The 1,598-nt window shown below is 57.1% G+C and carries 1 protein-coding gene; it reads left to right on the forward strand.

What is annotated here, in order from left to right; translation table 11 throughout:
* Positions 1-31: 31 nt before the first annotated feature.
* The gene (locus G3N64_RS39070; RefSeq protein ID WP_124605594.1) at positions 32-1,570 is read left to right on the forward strand and encodes an IS3 family transposase; all 1,539 of its coding nucleotides are present in this window, start codon (positions 32-34) and stop codon (positions 1,568-1,570) included.
* Positions 1,571-1,598 lie beyond the last annotated feature (28 nt).

A 1,598-nucleotide genomic window follows, 5' to 3' on the forward strand; every position in this document is an offset into this window, starting at 1 on the left:
ACAAAATCTTGGACTACCTTGGAGGTAGTTCATGTATTCATACGAAGACCGCGTTCGAGCGGTTCAGCTCTACATCAAGTACGGCAGGAGCGCAGCGGCAACTATTCGCGAGCTGGGATATCCTTCGCGCAAGAACTTGGCACGGTGGTACCGTGCGTTCGTTGAGGTTGGCGATTTGCCGGCGGGCTATCGCCGCTCCAGGCCACGTTACTCCACCGAACAGAAGCAAATCGCTGTCGAGCATTATTTGAGTCATGGCTGCAATTTTGCCGGGACCACGAGAGCACTGGGGTATCCGTGTCGCGCAGTGCTGGCCGCGTGGGTCTACGAGCTATGCCCCGATATTCGGAAACGTCTTGTCAGCAATGCTCGGAATGTGCCGTCGTCGCCAGTGTTGAGGCAGGCAGCGGTCATTGAGCTGTGCACCAGAGACGAAGGTGCACGTGTGATCGCGGAAAAGATAGGCGTGAGCAGGCCGACGCTATACAACTGGAAAAATAAGCTACTCGGTCGAGAGGCTCCGGCATCCATGAAACGCCATAAGAATCCGGCATCGGCTCCTGAGCGGGCAGAACTGGAGCAGCAGCTGGAATCGCTTCGACGCGACATACGGCAGCTGCAACTCGAACACGACATCCTGAAGAAGGCCAATGAACTGTTAAAAAAAGGCCTGGGCATCGACCCGCGGCTCCTGAGCAATCGGGAGAAGACGACGCTGGTTGATGCCCTGAGGCAAATCTATGCACTGCCAGAACTGCTCGCCGTATTGGGTCTTGCCCGCAGTTCCTACTTTTACCATCGTGCACGACTGCTTGTTGCTGACAAGTATGCTCGCGTGCGTCACGTCATCACAGACATCTTCGAACTCAATTACCGTTGCTACGGCTATCGCCGGATACGCGCGGCACTTGGTAAGCAGCAGGTCTTCATATCGGAGAAAGTCGTGCGACGCTTGATGAGGCAAGAAGGCTTGACCGCTGGCAGTGCCCGCCGGCGTCGCTACGGCTCCTATCAAGGCGAAATAGGTCCCGCGCCAGAAAACCTCGTCAATCGCGATTTCCGGGCGGCGGCGCCGAATAAAAAGTGGCTCACCGACATTACGGAATTCCAGATTCCAGCCGGCAAGGTGTATCTATCGCCCGTGATCGACTGCTTTGATGGGCTCGTTGTCAGTTGGTCGATCAGCACGCGTCCGGACGCCGAGCTTGTGAATACCATGCTCGACGCAGCGATCGAGACAGTGGCCAACAGCCAACACCAGCCAATGGTCCACTCCGATCGCGGTGCGCACTATCGCTGGCCGGGGTGGCTCTCACGGATGCGCGATGCGAAGCTGATTCGCTCGATGTCGCGCAAAGGTTGCTCGCCCGACAATGCGGCATGCGAAGGTTTCTTCGGCCGATTGAAAACGGAACTGTTCTATCCTCGGACCTGGCAGGCTACAAGCATCGAGCAGTTCATCGAGGCGGTCGATTCTTACATCCGCTGGTACAACGCCAAGCGGATTAAGATCTCGCTTGGCTCACTGAGTCCGCTCGAATACCGGGAGCGCCTCGGGCTCGCGGCATAAACCAGTCCAAGATTCTAGCCGCACCCCC

Source organism: Burkholderia sp. Ac-20344, assembly GCF_017104975.1.
Taxonomy (GTDB): domain Bacteria; phylum Pseudomonadota; class Gammaproteobacteria; order Burkholderiales; family Burkholderiaceae; genus Burkholderia.